This is a genomic window from Ruegeria sp. N7 (assembly GCF_056531345.1).
The window spans coordinates 85882-108826 of the sequence record NZ_JBQFLR010000007.1; the positions used below are offsets into that span (position 1 = coordinate 85882).

The 22945-nt window shown below is 57.5% G+C and carries 25 protein-coding genes; 11 read left to right on the forward strand and 14 right to left on the reverse strand.

Features of this window, described 5'->3' with window-relative positions; all coding sequences use genetic code 11:
• Nucleotides 1-21: 21 nt before the first annotated feature.
• The 7 genes from ACR0ES_RS10615 to ACR0ES_RS10645 all read right to left on the reverse strand — a co-directional run bounded on the left by ACR0ES_RS10615 (nucleotide 22) and on the right by ACR0ES_RS10645 (nucleotide 7340).
• The gene (locus tag ACR0ES_RS10615; RefSeq protein ID WP_209507228.1) at nucleotides 22-948 is read right to left on the reverse strand and encodes a DMT family transporter; all 927 of its coding nucleotides are present in this window, start codon (nucleotides 946-948) and stop codon (nucleotides 22-24) included.
• A 170-nt stretch (nucleotides 949-1118) separates the two neighbouring features.
• Entirely contained in the window at nucleotides 1119-1586 is a 468-nt protein-coding gene (locus ACR0ES_RS10620) for an Hsp20 family protein (protein WP_209599221.1), read from the reverse strand.
• A 122-nt stretch (nucleotides 1587-1708) separates the two neighbouring features.
• Nucleotides 1709-2524, reverse strand: a complete 816-nt coding sequence (locus ACR0ES_RS10625) for a trypsin-like serine peptidase (protein ID WP_480483896.1) — start codon at nucleotides 2522-2524, stop codon at nucleotides 1709-1711.
• On the reverse strand, nucleotides 2521-3312 hold the full coding sequence (locus tag ACR0ES_RS10630; protein ID WP_480773967.1) for a trypsin-like serine peptidase: 792 nt from the start codon (nucleotides 3310-3312) through the stop codon (nucleotides 2521-2523). The genes ACR0ES_RS10625 and ACR0ES_RS10630 overlap by 4 nt, the downstream gene beginning before the upstream one ends.
• Nucleotides 3313-3432: 120 nt before the next feature.
• Entirely contained in the window at nucleotides 3433-4746 is a 1314-nt protein-coding gene (gene glcF / locus ACR0ES_RS10635) for a glycolate oxidase subunit GlcF (protein ID WP_480773966.1), read from the reverse strand.
• Nucleotides 4747-4750: 4 nt separating this feature from the next.
• Complete coding sequence (locus ACR0ES_RS10640) at nucleotides 4751-5851, reverse strand: FAD-binding protein (protein WP_480773965.1); 1101 nt, start codon at nucleotides 5849-5851, stop codon at nucleotides 4751-4753.
• A 49-nt stretch (nucleotides 5852-5900) separates the two neighbouring features.
• The gene (locus tag ACR0ES_RS10645; protein WP_480773964.1) at nucleotides 5901-7340 is read right to left on the reverse strand and encodes an FAD-linked oxidase C-terminal domain-containing protein; all 1440 of its coding nucleotides are present in this window, start codon (nucleotides 7338-7340) and stop codon (nucleotides 5901-5903) included.
• An 80-nt stretch (nucleotides 7341-7420) separates the two neighbouring features.
• Here ACR0ES_RS10645 and ACR0ES_RS10650 point away from each other — a divergent pair, with 80 nt between their 5' ends.
• Both ACR0ES_RS10650 and ACR0ES_RS10655 read left to right on the forward strand, forming a co-directional pair.
• On the forward strand, nucleotides 7421-8131 hold the full coding sequence (locus tag ACR0ES_RS10650) for a DUF599 domain-containing protein (RefSeq protein ID WP_480774008.1): 711 nt from the start codon (nucleotides 7421-7423) through the stop codon (nucleotides 8129-8131).
• 35 nt (nucleotides 8132-8166) lie between these two features.
• A complete protein-coding gene (locus ACR0ES_RS10655; RefSeq protein WP_480774007.1) occupies nucleotides 8167-8514 on the forward strand; it encodes a hypothetical protein in 348 nt (115 codons plus the stop codon).
• 3 nt (nucleotides 8515-8517) lie between these two features.
• On the opposite strand, the gene ACR0ES_RS10660 is transcribed toward ACR0ES_RS10655, so the two are convergent.
• The 4 genes from ACR0ES_RS10660 to ACR0ES_RS10675 form a co-directional block, all read right to left on the reverse strand.
• Entirely contained in the window at nucleotides 8518-9003 is a 486-nt protein-coding gene (locus ACR0ES_RS10660) for a flavodoxin family protein (protein ID WP_480773963.1), read from the reverse strand.
• A gap of 1 nt (nucleotide 9004) precedes the next feature.
• Nucleotides 9005-9475 (reverse strand): 23S rRNA (pseudouridine(1915)-N(3))-methyltransferase RlmH, encoded by a 471-nt coding sequence (gene rlmH, locus ACR0ES_RS10665; protein WP_480870585.1) that lies wholly within the window; start codon nucleotides 9473-9475, stop codon nucleotides 9005-9007.
• Between the two features lie 44 nt (nucleotides 9476-9519).
• Nucleotides 9520-9879, reverse strand: coding sequence for a ribosome silencing factor (rsfS, locus tag ACR0ES_RS10670; RefSeq protein ID WP_209599225.1), 360 nt, complete (start codon nucleotides 9877-9879; stop codon nucleotides 9520-9522).
• Between the two features lie 164 nt (nucleotides 9880-10043).
• On the reverse strand, nucleotides 10044-11396 hold the full coding sequence (locus tag ACR0ES_RS10675) for a mechanosensitive ion channel family protein (RefSeq protein ID WP_480870586.1): 1353 nt from the start codon (nucleotides 11394-11396) through the stop codon (nucleotides 10044-10046).
• 116 nt (nucleotides 11397-11512) lie between these two features.
• On the opposite strand from ACR0ES_RS10675, the gene ACR0ES_RS10680 reads away from it, so the two are divergent.
• The 6 genes from ACR0ES_RS10680 (at nucleotide 11513) to ACR0ES_RS10705 (ending at nucleotide 16471) form a co-directional block, all read left to right on the forward strand.
• Nucleotides 11513-11608 carry an isopropylmalate isomerase gene (locus ACR0ES_RS10680; protein WP_245220657.1) on the forward strand — a complete coding sequence of 32 codons (96 nt, stop codon included), beginning with the start codon at nucleotides 11513-11515 and terminating at the stop codon, nucleotides 11606-11608.
• A 43-nt stretch (nucleotides 11609-11651) separates the two neighbouring features.
• Nucleotides 11652-13055 carry a 3-isopropylmalate dehydratase large subunit gene (gene leuC, locus ACR0ES_RS10685; RefSeq protein WP_480773960.1) on the forward strand — a complete coding sequence of 468 codons (1404 nt, stop codon included), beginning with the start codon at nucleotides 11652-11654 and terminating at the stop codon, nucleotides 13053-13055.
• 37 nt (nucleotides 13056-13092) lie between these two features.
• The gene (locus tag ACR0ES_RS10690) at nucleotides 13093-13635 is read left to right on the forward strand and encodes an HdeD family acid-resistance protein (protein ID WP_209507240.1); all 543 of its coding nucleotides are present in this window, start codon (nucleotides 13093-13095) and stop codon (nucleotides 13633-13635) included.
• A gap of 41 nt (nucleotides 13636-13676) precedes the next feature.
• Nucleotides 13677-14282 carry a 3-isopropylmalate dehydratase small subunit gene (gene leuD / locus ACR0ES_RS10695; RefSeq protein WP_480773959.1) on the forward strand — a complete coding sequence of 202 codons (606 nt, stop codon included), beginning with the start codon at nucleotides 13677-13679 and terminating at the stop codon, nucleotides 14280-14282.
• A gap of 333 nt (nucleotides 14283-14615) precedes the next feature.
• A complete protein-coding gene (locus ACR0ES_RS10700; protein ID WP_480474695.1) occupies nucleotides 14616-15446 on the forward strand; it encodes a hypothetical protein in 831 nt (276 codons plus the stop codon).
• Nucleotides 15443-16471, forward strand: coding sequence for an endonuclease/exonuclease/phosphatase family protein (locus ACR0ES_RS10705; protein WP_480870589.1), 1029 nt, complete (start codon nucleotides 15443-15445; stop codon nucleotides 16469-16471). The genes ACR0ES_RS10700 and ACR0ES_RS10705 overlap by 4 nt, the downstream gene beginning before the upstream one ends.
• Here ACR0ES_RS10705 and ACR0ES_RS10710 read toward each other — a convergent pair.
• Nucleotides 16468-17370: a Rossmann-fold NAD(P)-binding domain-containing protein gene (locus ACR0ES_RS10710; RefSeq protein ID WP_480773957.1), complete on the reverse strand. Its 903-nt coding sequence runs from the start codon at nucleotides 17368-17370 to the stop codon at nucleotides 16468-16470. The genes ACR0ES_RS10705 and ACR0ES_RS10710 overlap by 4 nt on opposite strands.
• 84 nt (nucleotides 17371-17454) lie before the next feature.
• Between ACR0ES_RS10710 and ACR0ES_RS10715 the strand changes: the two genes are divergently transcribed.
• A complete protein-coding gene (locus ACR0ES_RS10715) occupies nucleotides 17455-18348 on the forward strand; it encodes a LysR family transcriptional regulator (protein ID WP_209599231.1) in 894 nt (297 codons plus the stop codon).
• A gap of 3 nt (nucleotides 18349-18351) precedes the next feature.
• Here ACR0ES_RS10715 and ACR0ES_RS10720 read toward each other — a convergent pair whose 3' ends face one another.
• On the reverse strand, nucleotides 18352-18879 hold the full coding sequence (locus ACR0ES_RS10720; RefSeq protein WP_267364240.1) for a redoxin domain-containing protein: 528 nt from the start codon (nucleotides 18877-18879) through the stop codon (nucleotides 18352-18354).
• Nucleotides 18880-18970: 91 nt separating this feature from the next.
• Here ACR0ES_RS10720 and leuB point away from each other — a divergent pair, with 91 nt between their 5' ends.
• On the forward strand, nucleotides 18971-20074 hold the full coding sequence (gene leuB / locus ACR0ES_RS10725; RefSeq protein ID WP_209507247.1) for a 3-isopropylmalate dehydrogenase: 1104 nt from the start codon (nucleotides 18971-18973) through the stop codon (nucleotides 20072-20074).
• Between the two features lie 75 nt (nucleotides 20075-20149).
• Here leuB and ACR0ES_RS10730 read toward each other — a convergent pair whose 3' ends face one another.
• Entirely contained in the window at nucleotides 20150-22324 is a 2175-nt protein-coding gene (locus tag ACR0ES_RS10730; protein ID WP_480870592.1) for a transglycosylase domain-containing protein, read from the reverse strand.
• A gap of 259 nt (nucleotides 22325-22583) precedes the next feature.
• Here ACR0ES_RS10730 and ACR0ES_RS10735 point away from each other — a divergent pair, with 259 nt between their 5' ends.
• On the forward strand, nucleotides 22584-22922 hold the full coding sequence (locus ACR0ES_RS10735) for a P-II family nitrogen regulator (RefSeq protein WP_209507249.1): 339 nt from the start codon (nucleotides 22584-22586) through the stop codon (nucleotides 22920-22922).
• Nucleotides 22923-22945: the final 23 nt, after the last annotated feature.

Sequence of the window (22945 nt, forward strand, 5' to 3'; positions counted from 1 at the left end):
AGGCCCGATCCGATCCCAAACTTACGTCTTCTCCTCTTTGGCTATCACGGTCGTTACGGTGCGCGTCACCCGACTTCTGGTGATTGCAATCGCTCCTAAAACCAAAGCACAGGCTATGGCTTGCGCAGTAGTGATTGCTTCTCCAAACGCAAAGAACCCGACTGCAAACATCGTGGGCAATTCAATGCTTCCGACAACTGCAGTTTGAGAAGCGCCGATCAGCGGCGAACAGATCGTGTAGACAAGCTGCGGCACAAGCGCCGTGACCAATCCAATTCCAATGATCAGAACCCAATCGGACTGACCGTCAGGAAGCAGCGTGGAAACGTCTGCACTCAGCATCAAAGGCAAAAGCCCAAGAACCGATCCCAGCGACACCGAGGCGATACGTGCAAGTGGCGCAATTCGGGACAACCTGTGGACCAAAACAGAAATCCCGAAGCCAAAACCAAATGGCGCAGCCAGCGAGATTAAAAGCGTAGGAATGTGCTCGAACGGAACGGATGCTGGCGAGCCTGCTATGATGGCAGCCAGAATGATGAGGCCAGACGCAAGAAACGCGCGCCTTGTGGGAGTATCTGCGAACAAAGCCCACGCAATGATCAACGTGAAAACCGGATATGTCATATAGAGCACGCCCACCGTCGATGCGGGCAGTGTCTTTAAGGCTGTGACATATCCAATCCAGCCAAGCCCCATCACCACTCCGACCGCAAGACCCCAACAAATCTCGCGCCAGGCTTTTCGGTGTACGATGAGCACTGGCAGTAACAAAACCGCTGGAACGATGTAGCGATAGAATGCGACCGCGAAAGGTGCAACGCCCTGCTCAGTCAGCCCCCTGCTGAAATAGGGAACAAGCCCGAAACAGATTGAAGCAAAAAGAACGCCAACAACCGCAAGCGGTTGCGGAATAGCCGGTCTGGTCTGCGTGGATGTCGTCGACATCTGCAAGTTCTAGCACAGGTTCGCGATGAGTGTAGCCGAGTTTACCGGGCCGACGCATTGATGAGCATAGGCGCTGACATCAAAAAACAACGCCCCGCGTCTGGAGGAACGCGGGGCGCGGGTGTTGCGGCAGTCCGGGAGGAGGAGACTGCCGCCAGGCTTTCAAAGCCTCAGTTCACGGCCTTGGCGTCAACCACGTCTTTTTCGATGGCTTTAGCCGAGGTAATTTCGATCCGGCGCGGTTTCAGGGCCTCGGGCACTTCTCGCTTCAGGTCGATGTTCAGCATTCCGTTTTCATGGCTCGCGCCGGTGACACGGACATGATCGGCCAGAGCAAAGCGACGCTCGAACGCGCGGGTTGCGATGCCGCGATGCAAATAGCTGCGGCTCTTGTCCTCGGATGCCTTCTTACCGGCAACAACCAGCGAGTTTTCTTTCACTTCAACGGACAGGTCGCTTTCCGAAAAACCAGCGACGGCCACCGAGATACGGTACGTGTCGACATCGGTTTTTTCGATGTTGTAGGGCGGATAGCTTGGCTGTGCCACATCATTGGTCAGAACGCGATCCATCATGTCGGCGATCTGGTCAAAGCCAATGGTGGCGCGGTGCAGCGGTGCAAAATCAAATGTACGCATGTGTCATATCCTCAGTCTTGAGCGATTCACGATCTGGCCCTCCGGCTGGACGGACCAATGTTAATGACGGACCCCGTTATGGCGATCCGATATCAGTGACATGGGAAGCGATTTGACCGAGTTCAACCCCCGCCGGAGCTGATGAATTTCGCACCAGACCCGGACGTGCCGGACCCAGCCTGTAACCGGCGGATCGTAGCCGTTGGTTTTGGCGCATCGCGCCGCATGATAGACTTGAGTTCGGCCACTATCTCGTCAAGCTCCATGCCGAACCCCACCTTTCTGCGACCGTTCGTGCCTACCGCTGAAACCACGGACAAAACCTGCCAGCGCGAGCCGTTTTTTGCCAGAATGGCGGATCCGGAAGACCCGAAGGTGACGTCGCAATCAAAAGTGATCAGGCCCTGCCTGCGATCCAATACGCGGCACGACCTTTCCCGCGTGATCGCCTCGGATCGTCCGCGCCCATACGAGGCTATGCTGATCTCGTTTCCCGAAACTCGCCCGCTGTGCAACACGAAAGGATCGGCAATCGAATACGGGATGGGCTCATTCAGCCGCATCAGGGCGACATCCATCCGAACGCCTTCGTGCGAAAGCGGGTTATTTGAAGCGTAGCCGGGCAGAACGGCAATTTGCGTAATCTGACGCTCGGCCAACGCGCTGCCGTTGCTCAGACCCGCACGAAACGTGATGTCTTCGGGCGCGTATGTTTCCCCGGTACGGCGGTCGACAGCACAATGGGCAGCGGTCAGCACCATGTCCTGCGCGATCAGAGTACCTGTGCAATAGGACTCTTCGCGCACATCCAGCCGCCCGATTGCTTCCCAACCGTAAAGGTCGTCCCGGTCTGTCAGCTTGCGTTTGTTGGCTTGCGCATGGGATGCGGTCGCCAGAACACTCAGGCCCAAAAGCAGACTTAGAAAGACCTTGGTCATGGCCGGATAAACCTTGCACCGACGTTCTTGCCCGTCCCCGAACCGGAGGTCGACAATCCAAATCCGTGCCCGGCAGACAGCTCGTCTCGCAGCAATTGCAGCGAATGTTCAACCGCAGTTCCGATCGCAACGCTCTGGCCATCCATGCTGGCCTTTGCCGCCACAACCGACACGATCTGAGGGCGCGCGCCTGTAAAAGAAAAAACCGGTGCTCCTGAAGACCCGAAGTCGACGTCGCAAGACATGATCATAACGCCTGCCTGCCGGTTCATGACCGAACAAACCTGTTGCAACGAAGGCGCTTCTGACCGGTCATGTGCATATGACACCACGCCTACTTCCGCACCCCGGCGCGGCTGATCTCCTGATTCAAACGGAATGACCGATGTGTTGCGGATCGGCTGCCAAAGCTCGATCAGGGCGACATCCGCGCCGACACGGTCCGTCGACGACTCGGCACTGAATTGATAATCCGGGTGAATTACAGCTTGTCTTGCCGTTCGATAAGCCAAAGCACGCCCCAGCCGCCACCCGGCCAGAAATTCGATATCGGACGGGTTCACCCGCTGCCCGGACACCTTGTCGAACAGGCAGTGCGCCGCTGTCAGCACAAGGGTTGGCGACACAAGCGTTCCGGTGCAGAACCCTTTTCCGGCAATATCCAGACGCCCGACAGCCATCCATTCGCGCCCGGAATCCGAGGTCTCCAGGCTTTCCAGCCTGGTGTCCTGTGCTGTAGCCGTCATCGGCAAAGCACAAAGAACAATCGCCTTAATCCAGTTGCGCACTCGGGTCTCCGGGGACTCACTCTGAGGCTTTTGTCCTACGTGTCACGTTGGGCAAAAATAGGGCGATCGGAGTCTAGGTGAATTTCCTGAGGAAATGATGCGGGGCGGCATCAGAGTGGCTTATCGCAAAATAGGAACAGAATCTCCTGCCCGTTGCAACGCGGGTGGTTTCGGCCCCCCTGTTGCCCAATCCAGCAACTCGACCGTATGAACGACTGGCACTTGGGTGCCGGACCCGATTTGCATCATGCAACCGATATTGCCTGCTGCGATGATATCAGGTTTCTTGACCTCAAGTGTCCTGATTTTACGCTGCTTCAACTGACCCGAGATTTCCGGCTGCATCAGGTTGTAAGTCCCTGCGCTACCGCAGCACAAATGGCTGTCGGCAGGCTCGACCACTTTGAACCCGGCACGTTTCAGAAGGTCTTTGGGATAGGTCTTGATCTTCTGCCCATGCTGCAGCGAACAGGCTGCGTGATACGCAACTGTAAGGTCCTGATCACGCCGTTCGGGTAGACTCAGCTTCATAACCAGCTCACTGATATCCATCGCGATACCCGAGACCCGCGCAGCATCGACCGAGAGCGCGTCGTTCCGGAACATATGCCCGTAATCCTTGACCGTCGTCCCACAGCCTGAGGTATTGATCACGATGGCGTCCAATCCGCCGCCGTCCATCTCGCGAATCCAGGCCCTGATATTGGCGATTGCGGCTGCGTGGCTGTCTTTCACCTTGCCCATGTGATGGGTCAGCGCTCCACAACATCCTGCACCCTCAGCCACCACAACCTCACATCCCAGCCGGGTCAGCAGACGGATCGTGGCGTCATTAATGTCAGTATTCAGCGCTTTCTGTGCGCAGCCCGTCATCAGCGCCACCCGCATTTTCCGCTCGCCTTCGGGCGCAAAGCTTTGAGGGTCATCGTTACGGCTGACCGGCGGAATGTTCTTGGGCGCCATGTCCAGCATGGCACGCAAACGGGCATCTGGCATCAAAAACCGGAACGGGCGACCCAGTTTCGCCCCGATCAGCGCCCAGCGAAAGCGCATCGGATAGGGCAGGATCTGTGCCAGAACCCAACGCAAAATACGATCCGCCAAAGGGCGTTTGTAATTCGCCTCGATATATTCCCGCGCGTGATCGACCAGATGCATATAGTGCACACCTGATGGGCAAGTGGTCATGCAAGCCAGACAGGACAGGCACCGATCGATATGTTTGACCGTCTTTTCATCGGGCTGCCGCTCGTTTTCGAGCATATCCTTGATCAGATAGATGCGCCCGCGCGGACTGTCCAACTCGTCGCCAAGAACCTGATAGGTCGGACAAGTCGCCGTGCAGAATCCGCAATGGACGCAATTGCGCAGAATTTCGTTCGAGCGCTTGGTTGCCGGGTCTTGCAGCTGCCGTTCTGAGAATGATGTCTGCATAAACCTATCCCATCAGCCCCGGATTAAACAATTCACGTGGGTCAAACTTAGCGCGCAACCCCTTTGTCAGGCTCGAGACGGCCACGTTTTCCGGTTGAAAACGCCCCAGTCGCGCGACTGTTTCTGCATCCGCTCGTACAAGTGTCGCGTGGCCAGAAAACACACCTAGACGCGCGCGCAGATCCGTACCTTTCGGGACGCGCAGCCAGACAAGCCCACCGCCCCAGTCGAAAAGCAACTGATCCGCTTCGGCACGCGCTGAAACTTCGGCCGCATCTCCGGGTTTTACTGAAAGCCGCCAGACATCCCCGTCCTGCCCCTGAAACGGATGAGCATCGCGGATACCAGCCCACAGCGTGTCTGCATCCGCTTCCTCTGAAATCTCTCCAAACCGGGACAGTTCAGCCGCCAACTTGCCTGTGCGATATGCGACCGCGTCCGTGAAGCCTTCGACCCTAAGCAGGGCTTTCCCGGCGTCGGGATCATACGCGGCCCCCGTTACTTCGAACGGCGATCTCAGCGCAGCGGACAGAACCCGAACCGCAGTTCCAGCTTCCCGGACCCCAACAGATAATGTTGCCACCCGTTCCGGTTTTGGAAGCACCTTCAGCGAAACTTCGGTCAAAACTCCTAAAGTACCCCAGGACCCGCCCATCAATTTGACCAGATCGTACCCGGTGACGTTCTTCATGACGCGGCCACCGTTCTTGATCACCTGCCCGCGCCCATCGACATAGCGTACCCCCAGCAGAAAATCCCGGCAGGCCCCGGCCTGAATCCGTCGCGGGCCCGAAATATTGGCCGCGACGACGCCGCCAATGGTCGGTTCACCTTGTGTCCCCAGCAATCCGCGATGATCCATCGGCTCAAACGCGAGGTGCTGGCCCTCTGCTTCCAGCGTCGCCGTGATCTCGGCCAAGGGCGTCCCCGCCCGTGCAACAAGGGTCAGCGCCCCGGGTTCGTATAGCGTAATACCGCGCAAAGCTCCGGTTTCGATTTCCGCATACGGGCTGGCAATTCCACGCGTCCCGCCTCCGACAATGCGTACAGGGTTTTCTAACCCGACCACCAGCTTTGCCAGATCGGCCTCAGTCTCAGGTCTCATTGGCTTCATCTTTTCCAAAATACTCCGGGGGCAAGGGGGCAGCGCCCCCTTATTCTGCAGCCATACGCCGCGGCTCCGACACGTCGAGCGGAAACACTTTGGCCGCGTTCAGCAGCCATTTGGGATCGAAAACGTCCTTAACCGCCATCTGCGCCTCAAGATCGGCAGGTGAATATTGATGAGACATCAGATCCCGCTTTTCGATCCCCACACCATGTTCCCCAGTCAGACAGCCGCCCTCGTCAACACACAGCTTCAGAATCTCTGCCCCAAAAGCTTCGCATTTTTCCAGATCGCCGGGTTTGTTGGCATCGAACAAGATCAGCGGATGCATATTTCCGTCGCCCGCGTGGAACACATTTCCGACCGGCAACCCAAACTCCCCACTCAATTCTCCGATACGACGCAGAACGGTTGGTAGGGCTGACACCGGGATCGTGCCATCCAGACACATGTAATCGTTCAATTGTCCCATGGCACCGAATGCAGATTTCCGACCCAACCAGATCTTGGCGCTTTCCTCGGCCGACTGGCTTTCGCGCAATTCAACCGGGTCATGGCGTTTTGCTATCTCGATGATTTTCGAAAGCTGAAAATCTATTTCAGCGTCAGACCCCTCCACTTCGACGATCAGCAGCGCGTTGCAATCGGGATACCCGGCATGGGCAAAGTTTTCGCAGGCCCTGATGCACAATGTATCCATGAACTCGATCGCGACCGGCAATATGCCCGATTGGATGATGTCCGAGACACACTGCCCCGCAACCTCATTGTCATTAAAACCCATCAGGACCGGTCGTGCGCCCTCGGGCTTGCGAAGAATACGCAGCGTGGCCTCGGTCACCACACCCAGTTGACCTTCGGACCCACAGATGACGCCCAACAGGTCCAGACCTGGTGCATCCAGATGCGCACCACCGATTTCGACAACGCTGCCGTCCATCATGACCATGGTCACGCCCAACAGGTTGTTTGTTGTTACCCCATATTTGAGGCAATGCGCTCCGCCCGAGTTCATCGCGATATTGCCAGCAATGGCACAGGCCAGCTGCGAAGACGGATCGGGGGCGTAGAAGAAATCCTTTTCTTCGACCGCACCGGTAACGCTTAGATTGGTGCGACCCGTCTGTACTTTGATGAAGCGGTTGTCATAGTCGATTTCCAACACCTCATTCATCCGTGCGACGCCCAGAATGACGCAATCCGCCGTCGGCAAGGCTCCACCGGCCAGTGAAGTGCCCGCACCGCGCGGCACCACAGGCACGTTTTCGTCATGACAAATGCGCAGAACATCCGAAACCTGCTGTGTGCTTGACGGCAGCACGGCCAGCATTGGCGGGCATTTATAGGCCGTCAAAGCGTCACACTCGTAAGCGCGGGTTTCGGAGGGGTCATGGATGATCGCATCTTCGGGCAGAACCCGCGACAGCCGCGCAACAAGCGCAGATTTCCGGCTCAGAACATCCGGGCTTGGCTTTGGCATCTCCATGGCATTCCTCCTTTTGGTAAAATTATATTACCAATTTATCGCACTGGCAAGTTCCCATGCCCGACCTTACTGTCGCGGTCATGATCTGGATCGAACGTGCCGCTCTTTTTGCCCCTCTGGACTACGCATCATTGCTTTTGCTGCTGGTTGCGTGGCTGTGGATCGGGTGGAAAATCGAACATCCGTCACCGCAGAGGCAATCCGTAGCTCTTATGATGGACGATTACCGGCGCGACTGGATGCGCGAGATGGTGACCCGCCAACCGCGCATGTTCGACGCGCAAGTCGTGGCGGCCATGCGGCAGGGCAGTACATTTTTCGCGTCGACCACGATGATTGCCATCGGGGGCGGGCTGGCCCTGCTGGGCAATACCGAAAGACTGGCAGGCGTCGCAATCGACCTCGCCATCGGCAGTGTCCCGGCAATGGTCTGGGAGATCAAAATCCTTTTCGTCGTATTGCTGCTGGCCAACGCATTTCTGAAATATGTCTGGGCGCACCGCCTTTTCGGATACTGCGCCGTGTTGATGGCTGCAGTTCCCAATGACCCCGAAGACCCGCAAACCTATCCCCGCGCCCGTCAGGCGGCTGAAATCTGTGTCACCGCCGCGCGCAGCTTCAACCGTGGTCTGCGCGCCACTTATTTTGCACTGGCGTCGTTGGCATGGTTTCTTGGACCTGTCGCGCTCATTTTGGGCACAGCGGTCACGTTTGGCGTCTTGTATCGGCGCGAGTTCGCCTCACACTCCCGGGAAATACTCATGGCCCGAGCCGCCAGCACGGATACGTGATACCGATGCGCTATCCCACTGGTTACACTGGTGCGATGCGATACTTGATTCTCTGCGCCATGTTGGCGAGCCCCGCCCTTGCCGACCCGCCAACAATCGAACAGGTCCGCACCAGTGCAAACGGTGATACATGGCGGTTCGATGTGACGATCCGGCATCCCGATACGGGTTGGGATCATTACGCCGATGGCTGGCGTGTTCTGGATATGGATGGAAACGAGTTGGGAATGCGCGTCCTGCTCCATCCTCACGAAACCGAACAACCCTTTACCCGCTCTCTGGGCGGGGTGGTCATTCCCGATGGCATGACACAGGTGCAAATTCAGGCACGGTGCATCGTCGATGGATGGAAGGAAGGCACCACAGTGGTCAAACTGGATTGACCCTCAGAAAATACCCATGGCCAGACCGGCACTCAAAGCGGCTCCTGTCTCGCGGCATTGATCCAGTTGGTCTTGCGGGATTGTCTTTTCGGCCAAAATGGCCTCGGGCGTTTGCGCATGAGTACAGATGATCAGCGGAGGCTGAACAGCTTTTAATCGCCAACCGGTGGCTATCCGTGCGATCTGACGGGCGGCGTTTTCACCATCCGATCCTGCGCAAATCATCTGCGCATAGGGTCGGCCTTCTAGCTTTCCCAGCACCGGGTAGTAGCAGCGGTCGAAGAATTCCTTCATCAGACCCGAAATTGCCGCCAGATTTTCAGGCGCGCAAAAGATGTAGCCATCGGAGGCCAACAGATCTTCCGGCCCGGCTTGATCGGCAGGCATAAGCTTTGTGTCAGTCTCACCTCGCGCCGCTTCGGCCGCGGCTTCGGCCATCTGCCGGGCACCGCCTGTGCGCGAGTGGTAGACAATCAGTAGCTGCGCCATGTCAGACCCGGTGATAGGGGCCACCTGACAGAATGGTCGCGGCCCGGTAAAGTTGCTCGGCCAGCATCACACGGACCAGCATATGGGGCCAGACCATCGACCCGAATGAAATGGAAAAATCCGCCTCGGCCCGCAGAATCGGGTCAATTCCATCCGCACCACCGATCACAAATGCCAGGTCCTGCCGACCCGCGTCGCGCCAATCACCCAGCTTCTTCGCGAAATCGGGCGAGGACATGACACGCCCCCGTTCATCCAGCGTGCACAACACTGCCCCTTTGGGCAGGGCCTTGCGCAGCAGCGCGGCCTCGGCTGCCATGCCTGCGTTTTTCTTGTCTTCAACCTCGATCACCTGCGCAGGCCCAAGGCCCAGCGCACGGCCGGTCCGGTCAAATCGGGTCAGGTAATCGTCAAGCAGTGTCTTCTCGGGTCCGGCGCGCAATCGCCCGACCGCAACTATGCTGATACGCATATCTCTCTCGCCTCCGGCCTGTTAATGCAGGCCGGGATAGCGCCTCAGTTCGCCGAGGCGCTGCCGCCCTGAGGCAGCCACATCTTTTCCAGCTGATAGAATTCACGCACTTCGGGGCGGAAGATATGGACGATGACGTCGCCCGTATCGATCAGCACCCAGTCGCCGGTATCCTTGCCTTCGACCTTCGAGGTGAAACCGAATTCCTGCTTGATGCGATCCGTCAGCTTTTCCGCCATGGCCGACACCTGACGGGTCGACCGACCCGAGGCAATCACCATGTGATCCGCAACCGATGACTTGCCCTGCAGGTTGATCTGCACGACGTCTTCGGCCTTGTCATCGGAAAGTGAGGAAAGGATTCGTTCAAGCAGCTTGTCGCTGATTGACTGAGAGTGGGCCATTATGTTGACCCCATCATCGGCGGGCAAACCCGCCTGTGTATGTAGAGACAGGACATAGTCCTCCTTTGTTGCGCGCCGTGAAACCCCGGCGCCGGGGTACTAATAAGGTAGCAAGGGGAATGCAACATTTCAATGAATGCGCGCTGCAGCGCGTACACAGACGCTTACTCTGTGATGATCTGTTGCGCAGTTGCGCCGTCCGGTAACAGTCGGATTTCGCGCTGCGGGAAGGGGATCGAGATACCTTCTTCCTTGAATGCGTCCCAAAGCGCCAGATAGACATTGCCCCTGATATTGGTCAGCCCCTTTGTCGGGTCGCTGATCCAGAACCTCAGCACATAATCCACGCTGCTGTCACCAAATCCGGTGATGTGGCAAACCGGTTCATGTTTGCCGCCGCTCAGGACCCGGGCAACCGCCTTTACCGCCCTGATTGCGGTTGCGCGCACTTTATGCGGATCGTCGTCATAGCTGGTACCAAAATCCAGATCCAATCTCACGAACCGGTCGGAATGCGACCAGTTCACCACCTGGTTGGTAATCAGATCTTCGTTTGGTATCAGGTACTCGCGCCCGTCCCGTGTTACGACCGACACATATCGCGCGCCAAGTGCATTGATCCAACCGAACGTATCCCCCAACGAGATCACATCGCCCGGCTTGATCGAGCGGTCCATCAGGATGATGATCCCCGATATCAGGTTCGACACTACTTTTTGCAAACCGAACCCGATACCCACGCCGATGGCGCCAGACAAAAGCGCGATGCCGGTTAGATCGAACCCCAACGTGCGGATCGCAGCCATAAAGACTGCCCCGTAAAGCAGAACCTGTATGCCTTTTGACAACAGCACCTGCATGGACGGCGTTATGTCGTCATTGCCTTGCAATGCGCGTTCGGCTGCGCGCGTGCCGATACGGGCCAGTGTCAGCAGGATGCCAATCAGCAATGTGGCCTTGAGAATCCCAAGGGCCGAAATATGCAGATCCCCGATGGAAATCGCGACACCATCAAGAAAACCCGCGACATCATCCGTCAGATTCAGCGCGACAAGCGTTGCGTAGATCCACATTGCCCACTTGAAAATCCGGCGAAGCGTGCGGTTTTGGACCAGTCTCGCGACCAGTGCTATCGCCAGCCACGCCGCCGCCAACGTAGCTATCACCCCGATAATATAGCTGCGCGATGGCCAGGTGAGCTGCTGCATGGTCAGATACAATGCCCACGAAAGCAGAATGAAGTAGACCAGCGCCAACCGCCGCATCAGCTGCACCAGAACCCGCAGCCGCCATTTCGGCCATCCCGTGCGTGAACGAGCCCAGGCATCCCATCTAGACTGAGTCAGGAATTTCAGCAGCAAAGCCAGCGCCCACAGCAACAGGATGATGAGCAATTGATATTGTCGCCAGCCCGGCGTGACGATCAGATCAAGCAGCCTCTCGAATTGCGCGGAAAAAGCCGCAACCATGTTGTTGTAGAGGTCCGTCAGCGTACTGGGGATCAGGTCTTGGTTCATGCACGTCTCCTGCGGGGTCAGCTTGGACAGCAATGCGGGGCGATGCAAGCCTGACACTGGTTTTGAACCTTGATTGCCGGAAGGGCGCGGTATATCTGAACCGCATGAGACTCAATGTGGCCCAACTTCAGAATCTGGAAGATCGCGCGCGCTTGCGTGAACGGTTCTTTGGCGCTGCCCGCACGGTTCTGGCGCGCCTATCCGTCGCCTGAGCTAACTCGCCAGCTATTTCTCATTACATACGGGAGAGGACCGATGTCCCCCAAGACACTCTATGACAAGATTTGGGATGCCCATGTCGCGCACGAAGCCGATGATGGAACCTGCCTGCTTTATATCGACCGCCATCTGGTGCACGAAGTTACCAGCCCGCAGGCTTTTGAAGGGCTGCGCATGGCAGGCCGTAAAGTGCGCGCGCCGGAAAAGACCATCGCTGTACCGGACCACAACGTGCCGACCACACCGGACCGCGTGAACGGGATCGAAAACCCGGAATCACGCATTCAGGTCGAGGCACTGGACAAGAACGCCAAGGATTTCGGCATTCACTACTACCCGGTGAATGACGTGCGCCAGGGCATTGTCCACATCGTTGGCCCGGAACAGGGCTGGACCCTGCCGGGTATGACCGTTGTCTGCGGCGACAGCCACACAGCGACTCACGGTGCATTCGGCGCGCTGGCTCACGGTATCGGCACGTCTGAGGTTGAGCATGTTCTGGCCACGCAAACGCTGATCCAGAAGAAGTCCAAGAACATGAAGGTGGAAATCACCGGCAAGTTGCAACCGGGCGTGACCGCCAAGGACATTACTCTGGCTGTGATCGGTGAGACCGGCACCGCTGGCGGTACCGGCTATGTCATCGAGTATTGCGGCGAAGCAATCCGTGATCTGTCAATGGAAGGTCGCATGACCGTCTGCAACATGGCGATTGAAGGCGGGGCTCGTGCCGGTCTGATCGCGCCGGATGAAACAACGTTCGAATATGTCAAAGGCCGCCCGCACGCGCCGAAAGGCGCGCAGTGGGAAGCGGCTCTGACATGGTGGAAAACGCTCTTTACTGATGAAGGCGCGCATTTCGACAAGGTCATCACCCTGCGCGGCGAAGACATCGCGCCGGTCGTGACCTGGGGCACCAGCCCCGAGGACGTTCTGCCGATCACCGCAACCGTCCCGAACCCCGAAGATTTCGAAGGTGGCAAAGTCGACGCGGCCCGCCGCTCCATCGAATACATGGGGCTGAAAGCCGGCCAGAAGCTGAGCGAAGTTGAGATCGACACCGTCTTTATCGGTTCGTGCACCAACGGCCGGATCGAAGACCTGCGGGCCGCCGCCGAGATTCTGAAAGGCAAAAAGATCAAGGATGGCATACGCGCCATGGTCGTTCCGGGCTCGGGTCTGGTCCGCGCACAGGCCGAAGAAGAAGGTCTGGCGAATATCTTCAAAGAAGCCGGTTTCGAATGGCGTCTGGCAGGCTGTTCGATGTGTCTGGCGATGAATCCCGACCAGTTGCAACCGGGTGAACGCTGCGCCGCGACTTCGAACCGCAACTTTGAAGGCCGTCAGGGCCGGGGCGGGCGTACCCACCTGCTAAGCCCGGCAATGGCCGCCGCAGCGGCAATCACAGGACGGCTGACAGACGTTCGTGAAATGATGTAAGCTACCCTCATAACTGGATATTTGAGGGATTGAAGACATGAGTGACTGGACAAAATGGCTATTGCTTGGACTTCTGTCCATCGTGTTCGGCATCTTTGTGCTGGGCGCACCGGTCGTGGCATCAATTACCGTGACGGTGGTCACAGGTGTATTGCTGTTGATTTCGGGCGCATTGCAGGTTGTTGGCGGCTTCACAGTTGAAGGGACCGGCAACAAGATACTGTCACTTATCATGGGTGTCGTGATGCTGTTTCTGGGCTGGTCCTTTCTGGATCACCCACTGCAAGGAACGCTGACACTGGCAACCGTCTGCCTGATCCTGTTCATGGCTGGCGGCATTGCCCGCGTGATCCTGTCGTTCCAGATGCGCGGAACACAGTATTTCTGGGCGACGCTGGTCTCGGGCATCATGTCGATTGTTCTGGCGATCCTGATCTGGCGCTTTGCCGCGATGGATCCTTCGGTGCTGCTGCAATTGCTGGGCATCCTGCTGGGGATCGAGATGATCTTTAACGGGCTCGGCCTTGTCTTCATGGCGTTCTTCGTCAAGGACGCACCAAAAGAAACGAAACAAGCTTAACGCGGGGTCTGGGCGCGGCCCTCTCCCGCAGGAGTGTGAACATGGATAAGTTTGAAAAAGTCCACGGGGTGGCCGCCCCAATGCCGCTGATCAATATCGACACCGATATGATCATCCCGAAAGTACACCTGAAAACAATCAAACGGTCCGGCCTGGGCGTCGTTCTGTTCGACGAGATGCGCTATCACGATGACGGTCAGGAGAATGAAGAATTCATCCTGAACAAGCCTGCCTATCGCGAGGCCGAGATTCTGGTTGCAGGCGACAACTTCGGCTGTGGGTCCTCACGCGAACATGCGCCCTGGGCGATCAAGGATTTCGGCATCAAGGTCGTGATCTCGACCAGTTTTGCCGACATCTTCTTCAACAACTGTTTCAAGAACGGCATTCTGCCGATCGTTGTCGAGGCAGAACACCACGCGATCCTTATGGATGATGCGCATAAAGGCGAAAACGCCCGCATGACCGTACATCTGGAAGACCAGCAGATCACCACATCGGACGGCGTCGTGATCGATTTCGAAATCGATCCTCACCGCAAGCACTGCCTGCTGAATGGTCTGGATGATATCGGGCTAACGATGGAAAAAGATCATCACATCGACAAGTTCGAGGATCACGCCAGTCAGGCCCGTCCCTGGGTGTGATTCTGGGGACGAATCTGTGGATACTCAACCTGACGGGGTCGCCAAGGCGGCCCCGCTCGCATTCTTGGGGTTGATTTTTCGCAAACCACAACATGTGGGTATCAATTTGAGATACACGTCGGATTTGCGTCGAAAATGATGCAATACCGCACCAGTTGCGCCATCTTTTTGCCCGAAATCCCGTGTTTTCTGCACCTCGGCTTGAGCAAAATGCCGCTTATCGTTCATGTTGGCGCTAAAGAGGCATCCGTCAACGTCAGACGAAGCGACGGGCACAAGTTGGAAACAAGTCGACAAAGATCGGCTGATCCGGTTTGAAAAAGGGTTCGGATAGTGATTGCGCGCACAACAGGGGCGGCGATACGCGGTATACTTGTTGCACTTATGGTGCTGACACCTGCGTTGTACCTGCCTGTCTCATCTACGAACGGGACCGAGATACTGGTCTTTCTCGCGATCCTCGCGTTTATCCTGACCTTTGCCGAATACAATTCCGCCTTTCCCAGCTTCATCGAATTCCGCGACGCGCCCCCGGTCAATCGCCTTCGGTTTGTCGGCCTGATGTCGATGGTCACCTTTCTGACGCTGATCTGCAAAAACGCCTTTGAACCAACGCAGTTGACCACATTCTCTTATTCGGTTGGTTTGGCTGTCGCAAATGTGGTGGACTTCCCCTATTCTCCGGTGCGCCTCATCGTGTTGATGTTGCCCCCGGATGCCAGCCACGCCTTGATTGAACTGGTCCGCATCACGGCCAGCGTGGCTTATGTCGCGGCATTGGTCACGATTGTCAGCTTTGCCTATGCGGTCAGGGTTCGGGGATGGCCAACCGGAAATGGCGCCTTCAATGTTTGGACAAACCTGCCGCTGTTTGACCCGACCAAAGGGGGCGATGTCGTTACGCGCCTTCAACGGGATGGCCGCCTGAACATCTGTATCGGCATTCTGCTGCCATTCCTCATTCCGGCGATAATCAAGTTGATGAGCAGTGTGATCGCCCCGATCTCTCTCGGGAACCCACAGACCTTGATCTGGACCATGAGCGCATGGGCCTTCCTGCCCGCCAGCATGATCATGCGCGGCATGGCGACCCTCAGGATCGCGGGCTTGATCATGGAAAAACGCCGCGCCTATTCGACCAGCGAGTCAACACAGACCGCATGATCCGCATCTTGTGTCTGCTATGGCTGCCCTTTGCGGCACAGGCAGAAGTCGTGCGTATCGCCACCTATAATACCGAGCTCAGCAGAAAAGGTCCCGGCCTACTGGTTCGCGACATTCAACGCGATGACGCGCAAGTTCTGGCCGTTGTCGACGTTATCTTAGCCGCGCGCCCTGACATCATCGCCCTTCAGGGTATCGACTGGGACCTGAACAATACCGCTGTAACAGCCCTGACCGGGAAACTGCGCAACGCGGGGCTTGATTACGGATATTACCTTGCCACACAACCCAATGCCGGGCTGGAAACCTCGCTTGACCTGGACGGCGATAGCAAGGCCCAAGGCCCCGGCGACGCCCAAGGCTGGGGCCAGTTCACAGGTCAAGGTGGGCTGGCGGTGTTATCACGATACGAAATTATCACAGCTGAGGTTCAGGATTATTCTGCGCTGTTGTGGCGCAGTTTACCGGGCGCCACCCTGCCTGGCGTAAACGGGCAACCCTTCCCGTCTGACGCGGCACATCAGATACAACGCTTGTCTTCGACTGCACATTGGGTTGTACCGATCGAAACCCCGTATGGGCGGCTCAATCTCATGACCTTTCATGCGGCGCCGCCCGTTTTCGATGGGCCCGAGGATCGAAACGGGTTGCGCAATCAGGATGAGATCCGGCTCTGGTCCGTAATATTGAACGGTGAACTGGAGCCAGTCCCCGAAGGTGCCTTTGTGATCGCCGGCGATGCCAACCTTGATCCAACGCGTGGAGAGGGCCGTAAACAGGCCATTCAGTCCCTTCTGACCCATCCCCGTTTGCAAGACCCGCTGCCGAAAGACCCTTCAGGCTCGACCTCAACGGTCGCTTGGAAGGCCACGGGTGAAATGCGCGTGGATTATGTGTTGCCGTCCGCCGACCTGCGCATTTCGGATGCCGGTGTGACGTGGCCGGAAAAAGGCAACAAGCTTTACGAATCTGCCCTACGTGCCAGCAGGCACCGATTGGTCTGGGTTGACGTCACCCTGCCTTAAGGCATGATCGACTCTGGGGTCGCATAGGACAAAGTCACCAGGTTAGGTGAGATTGCAGAACGCAATGCATCATCCAGATCGGTCTGATGCTCAGAACCCAGTAACTCGGTCAGGTACGATCCGTCCAACTGGTGTGGCACCTGCCACAGATACCGCATTTCAATCAGGTGTGAAGACATGCGCCAGAATGGTCGCGCCAGCTGCAATGGCCACCATTGCATCGGCTTCACGGATATGTCGCGTCCGGTCACTCTCGTCAAAGACTGCGCGATCTGAGTTCCGGTCAGAGTGTAGCCAGCAAAAGGAACATCGCAGAACCGCGGCAGATCCTTTCGAATTTCACACAGCGCGACGGCAGCTTGGGCCAAATCAGGCAGATAGGCCCAGGCGTGCAAAGCTTCTGGATCTCCGGGATACACGAATTGATTGCGCGACAGATGCTTGATCATGACCTGATCGAACCAGTTTCCAGATGCCTCGGTGTCAATGAAATCACCCGCACGCAGAAGGATCGTACGGACGGTTGAGGCGCGATACGTCTCCTCCATCTCGATCCGGATGCGGCCAAGCGGATTGGTGGCCAAGTGCGGTGTACTCCCGGACCATGGGCCTTGCGTGTCCGCTCCAAACACATAGACGTTGCCTGGAACCAGTACGGTGGCTCCGGTCTCGGACGCGGCATCTATCACACGTCTGGTAAGGTCGGGCATTTCACGCGACCAATCAGGATAGAGCGGGTTCCACCCATTTACGATGACATCCACCCCTTTTGCCGCCTGGGAAAGAGAATCGGACCCGCGACGGAATGTCTGCACGGTCCAACCCGCATTCCGAAACGCCTTTGCAGCATTACGCCCAAACCGGCCCGACGCGCCGAGTATCAGAGCAGTTTGTGTCATTGATACCTCCTGTTTCGGACCAATCTATCCATTCAATGCACGTATGGAATTGCCGGGAAATGTAGAATGTGTATTCAATTATGAATGGATAAAGCACTGACGCATGCGGATTGGTCTCTGATCCAAAGCTTTCTGGCCGTGGCCGAAACAGGATCCCTGTCTGCCGCTGCTCGGCACCTTGATCGCAGCCAACCCACATTGGGGCGGCAAGTACAAAGCCTTGAGACCGAACTGGGCGTATCCTTGTTCGACCGCCACGCGCGCGGCCTGAAACTAAGCGTGGCAGGTTCCCAGCTCTTGCCGATGGCGCAGCAAATGCACAGCGCCATGACTGCCTTCAGCCTTGCCGCCGCAGGGCAGTCGCAGCAGCTTGAAGGCTCGGTCCGCATCACCGCTTCGGTCTTCGCATCGCATCATCTGCTGCCTCCGATTCTGGCGAATATCCGAAGGCAGGAACCCGCCATTCAACTTGAGCTGGTCGCCACCGATACCACGGAAAACCTGTTATACCGCGAGGCAGATATTGCCGTTCGCATGTATCGCCCCGCGCAGATGGATATCATTTCGCGTTATCTGGGCGAGGTGCCGTTATGCTTTTGCGCGGCCAGGTCCTATCTCGACCGTAAGGGACGCCCCAAGACACCCGAGGAACTTTTTTCCCACGACCTTGTGGGGTTTGACGCCAATCAGGAAATCATCAAGGCCATGCGCGAAAAAGGATGGCCCGCAAGCCGCAACAGTTTTGCGACCCGCTGCGATCTGCAAAGCGCCTATTGGGAACTGATCCGCGCGGGATGCGGCATTGGCTTCAGTCAGGTCCAGATGGCCGAAGCCGACCCGGATGTCGAAATCTTGCCGCTGGATGTTGAAATCCCGGTTCTGCCCGTGTGGTTGGCTGCGCCGCAGGCCATGCGCCAGACCCCACGTATCCGCAGGGTCTGGGATTTGCTGGCAGAAGGGCTCAAGGCCAGCCTCTGAGGATCAAAGAGGGCCCGTATACGTTCCGCGCGCCGGGTAGTTATTGCCCAAAGTGAACTTCAGACCACCTGCGATATCCGACATCGACGGACGTCCAAAAGGCGTGGTCTGCTGCCACCCAAAATAAAGCGTCCGGTCAGGTGCGATGTAAAAATGTCCGGGCTCTGCGAACAGGTCTGGTTCGGCACTGCCTTCGCGCCTGGTCGAGATGTTCAGCCCCCAACCCTCCCGTGCCTCAGACAGGGGCAGGCTGTGGCCTACACGCAGGCGGGAAACATTGGCTTTTGCTGCGGTTTCAGCGGCACGTTCGGCGGTATCGGTGGTGATCATGATAACCTCGACACCCAGCGCCGCGAAATCGTCCAGCGCCGCCTCGGCCTCGGTCATCTGCCTGATGCAGATCGGGCAATGCAATCCGCGATATTGAATCACCAGCGTTCCGTTTTCGCCCTTGTTGGTCTCGAGGTCGAAACTGCCATGGGCGACAGTTTCAATTTTCAGCGCAGGAACCAGATTTCCGGGTGTCAGCATGTGTTTTCCTTGTGTTTTGACAGGTCTGTCTCATTGACCCGATGCTGCGCAGACGCTAGGGCCTGTGCAACAAAACGCAAGGAGACCCTTCATGCCCAACCCCTCGCTCCTCATCCTGCCCGGAGACGGAATTGGCCCAGAAGTTATGGCCGAAGTGCGCAGAATCATCGATTGGTTCGGTGCCAATCGTGGTCTTCAATTTGACGTGAGCGAGGACCTGGTGGGTGGTGCCGCCTATGACGCCCACGGCAAGCCTCTGTCCGATGAGACCATGGCAAAGGCGCAAGAGGTTGACGCGGTTCTGCTGGGCGCCGTCGGCGGTCCGAAATACGACGATCTGGATTTCAGCCTGAAACCCGAACGTGGCCTGCTGCGCCTGCGTAAGGAAATGGACCTGTATTCGAACCTGCGCCCCGCGCAGTGTTTTGACGCGCTTGCCGATTTCTCTTCGCTGAAGAAAGACATCGTTGCCGGTCTGGATATCATGATCGTGCGCGAACTGACGTCGGGCGTCTATTTCGGTGAGCCGCGCGGCATCTTCGAGGAAGGCAACGAACGCGTCGGCATCAACACCCAGCGTTACACCGAATCCGAGATCGAACGCGCCGCGCGCTCGGCTTTTGAACTGGCAATGCGCCGCAACAAAAAGCTGTGCTCGATGGAAAAAGCCAACGTCATGGAATCGGGCATCCTGTGGCGCGAAGTCGTCACCCGCGTCGCAGCGGACTACCCCGAAGTTGAGCTGAGCCATATGTACGCTGACAACGGCGCGATGCAGCTTGTGCGCGCACCGAAACAGTTTGATGTGATCCTGACCGACAACCTGTTCGGTGACATCCTGTCCGACTGCGCCGCGATGCTGACCGGGTCGCTGGGCATGTTGCCTTCGGCCTCTCTGGGCGCGCCGATGGCTAATGGTCGGCCCAAGGCAATGTATGAACCCGTCCATGGCTCGGCCCCGGATATCGCCGGTCAGGGCAAAGCCAACCCGATCGCCTGTATCCTCAGCTTTGCTATGGCCCTGCGCTACAGCTTTGATCAGGGCGAAGAAGCGGATCGTCTGGAGGCCGCGATCGAGAAAGTACTGGCCGATGGTGTACGCACCGGCGACCTGCTTGCAGATGAGGGCGTTCAGCCCGTATCAACCACTGAAATGGGCGACGCGATCCTTGCGGCCTTGGATGCCAGCGTCTGAAACACGAAACAGCGAAATGACAAAAGGCGGTGCCCGATGCACCGCCTTTTTTCGTTTTTTCCCTCAGAGAAGGCTCTAGTTTCCACCGAAAATATTCTTCAGAAGATTGTTGATATCATCGGCAAAGCCTCCGCGCTTTCGGCGCGGTTGTGGCTGTGCGACCTGAACCGGCGGCGCTGGTGCCATCATCGGCAAGGGTGTCGGTGTCATCCCTTCGGTGACTCGCAGCATGGTTTCTCTCCAGATTTCCGCGGGCAAACCTCCACCGGTCACACCAGATAGGGGCGTGTTGTCGTCGTAGCCCATCCAAACGCCGGTTACGTAATCCGCAGTAAACCCGATGAACCATGCATCCCGCGCCGCCTGGGTTGTGCCCGTTTTGCCCGCCACCTGCCAGCCGGGCAACTTGGCCCGTCCACCTGTGCCCTCGGACACCACACGTTCCATCATCCATGTCAGCTGTTTGGCAGCCGCGTCGTTAATCACCCGTTCACCGATACCGGTTGTCGTAACCATGACAGGTGCTTCATCACCCAGTAGCTTCAACTCGGTCAGGCCATAAGGTTCAACGGCAGAGCCGCCGTTCAGAATACCTGCATAAGCCCCCGTCATCTCAATCAGCGTGCTTTCCGACGCGCCCAGCGCCAAGGCCGGACCTTGCGCCAGATCGCTGGCAATGCCAAAACCACTGGCCACGGTGCGGACGTTATCCAAACCCGAAATCTCGGCAACTTTCACCGCCGGAATATTCAGCGAGTTCTTCAACGCATCCGCCAGTGACACGCGCCCGTAGTACTTGTTGGTATAGTTCTTGGGGCACCATTGACCGGACCCGGGAATGTCCACGCAGTAAGGTTCATCCATCACCGTATCCAGCGGCGAATAGCCGAGTTCCAGCGCGGTGGCGTAGACAAAAGGTTTGAAGGACGAACCGGTTTGGCGCTTGGCGATGGTGGCCCGGTTGAACACCCCGGCAACCCGTGTTTCTCGGCCGCCGACCATGGCTCTTACCGCTCCGTCCGCGGACATAACCACGATGGCCGCCTGCGCCTTGGAGCCTTCGCGCACCTTTTCCTGAAAGATGAATTGCAAAGCCTCTTCCGCCGATCGCTGAATCCGCTGATCCAAAGTCGTCTGAATCACAACATCTTCGGTTGTGTTGTCGCCAAAATAACTGGGAAGTTCCGAAACAACCCAATCTGCGAAATAGCCGCCCGCTCGGGCAGCAGCCGCTTCAGACAGTTGCGCCGGGCGCGTACGCGCTTCGCTGGCTTGTGCGGCGGTCAGATATCCCTGATCCTCCATCAGACCGATAACCAGCCGCGCCCGATCCTGAGACCGTTGCAGGTTGTTGGTCGGCGCATAGCGTGTAGGCGCAACCAGCAGACCAGCCAGCATCGCGGCCTCTGCGGGCGAAACCTCGGCGGCAGATTTTCCAAAGTAGCGCTGGCTTGCGGCTTCGAACCCACGCGCGCCTGCGCCAAGAAAGGCGCGGTTCAGGTAGATCGTCAGGACCTCGTCCTTGGAGTATTTCACCTCCATTGCCAGCGCATAGACAGCCTCCTTGGCCTTGCGCCACAAGGAGCCCTGACGGCAGTCGGCCTCATACGCGGCCTCGGAATCCCAATCGCCGGGATCATAGGGAACACCCAGACACAGCAGTTTCGCGGTCTGTTGCGTGATCGTCGATCCGCCATGCCCGGACAAAGGCCCTCGGCCTTCTTTCAGGTTGATGCTGACCGCGCTGGCGACACCACGCGGGCTGACCCCGAAATGCCGGTAAAATCGTTTGTCTTCGGTTGCGACAACCGCGTTTTTCAGATGTGGAGACACGGTATCGGCTGTGATCACGCCACCAAACTGATCGCCACGCCAGGCAAAGACCTTGCCGTCACGATCCAGCAAGGTCACGGAACCCCGCGCGCGCCCATCTAGCAAGGCATCCACATCCGGCAAGGTTGCGTAAACGATACCCACCGCCAGCGCGAGCAGCATGGCCGAAACCGCACCGACACGCCAGGTCAAGCCCCAGATCAGCCGCCAGATCCATCGGAACAAGCGACGAAAGATACCCCCGCCTTTGCCCCCTGATGACTTGCGGGTTTTCCTGCGTGTGGTTTTGCGCGTGGCCGTTTTGCGCGCCGTCGATTTCTTGCCCGCCGCGCTTTTGGTCGCCGCCGGTTTTCGGCCCTTTGAAGGGTACCGTCTATCCGCGACCAATGTCGGCTTGCGGCGCTTGGACTCAGTCATGCTCAATCTCTGCCCGGTTATACTTTTTGGTCACCATACCTCGACAACCGCAGTATGTAGAGGTCCGAATTTCCGGAATTTCCCCTCTCTATAGTGCTCAATTATTAGTCGCAACGACTGTGTTGTGCAAAAATTGTGCAACTTCGCATTATTTTCCGACAGGTTTTGGCCCCGAAAGCGTTTCTTACTGCGCCGCGGCGCGCTTTTTTTCTGCAGGTGCAAACAAGCCGGTCCCACCGGACAATCAGAGGGGAAAGACGTGAAACTGATCATTGCGACAATCAAGCCGTTCAAGCTGGAGGAGGTGCGCGAAGCACTGACCGAGGCTGGCGTGCGCGGCATGATGGTAACCGAGATCAAGGGCTTCGGCTCGCAGTCCGGTCACACCGAAATCTATCGTGGTGCCGAATATGCGGTGAACTTCGTGCCCAAGATCAAGCTTGAGATCGTGGTGCCTGCGACAATGGCCGACCAGATCGTCGAGACCATCACCAAAACCGCCAAAACCGGCAAGATCGGTGACGGCAAGATTTTTGTCCTCGATGTCGAACAGGCGATGCGTGTGCGTACCGGGGAAACCAACGAGGACGCGCTGTAAGTGCGCCCACTCACAATCATTCG